1 pseudogene is annotated in these 491 nt (G+C 70.7%); it reads left to right on the top strand.

Features of this window, described 5'->3' with window-relative positions:
• Positions 1 to 491 (top strand): annotated as a pseudogene (locus U8L64_RS00285) (hypothetical protein); the annotation flags it as partial.

Below are 491 nucleotides of genomic sequence, written 5' to 3'. Positions count from 1 at the left end.
CATCGACGCCGGTGGCGTGGACTACCGCGACAGCAACGGCGACGCCCAGCGCCTGCCGGCCGACTCCGTCGTCATGGCCATGGGCGCCGAACCCGACGATAGCCTCGCCACCCAGCTCGACCGGGCGGGCGCGGCCGGGGTTGCGGGCAATTCTCGAAGTCGCCGGGCGCGATCATCGGCGCATCACCTCGACCGATCTGGGCTTCATCCTCGGCCCGCGCTTGAACGCCGCGGGGCGGCTGGATGACACTCGGCTGCGCCTCGCGCAGGCCCAGTTCGATGCGCGCCTTGAGCGCCGCCAGCGGCGAGCGCAGCTCGAGGGAGGCGTCGGCGATGAAGCGAGCCTGTCGTTCGTGACCGACAATCGCACCGCGACGCCGCAGCCAAACGCCGCGCCGGCGCCCGTCGAAGTGGCGAGGCTGTGCGAAGGCGGTCAGATGTTTGCCAATCGCCTGCAGATGAACCTGCGCCTGTTGGTGAAATGGGCGCGC

Origin of the sequence: Pseudomonas sp. FIP_A4 (genome assembly GCF_036701605.1) — a bacterium.
GTDB lineage: Bacteria > Pseudomonadota > Gammaproteobacteria > Pseudomonadales > Pseudomonadaceae > Stutzerimonas > Stutzerimonas phenolilytica.
Note: the sequence above shows the minus strand (reverse complement) of the source record. Positions and strands in the feature narration are given on the sequence as shown.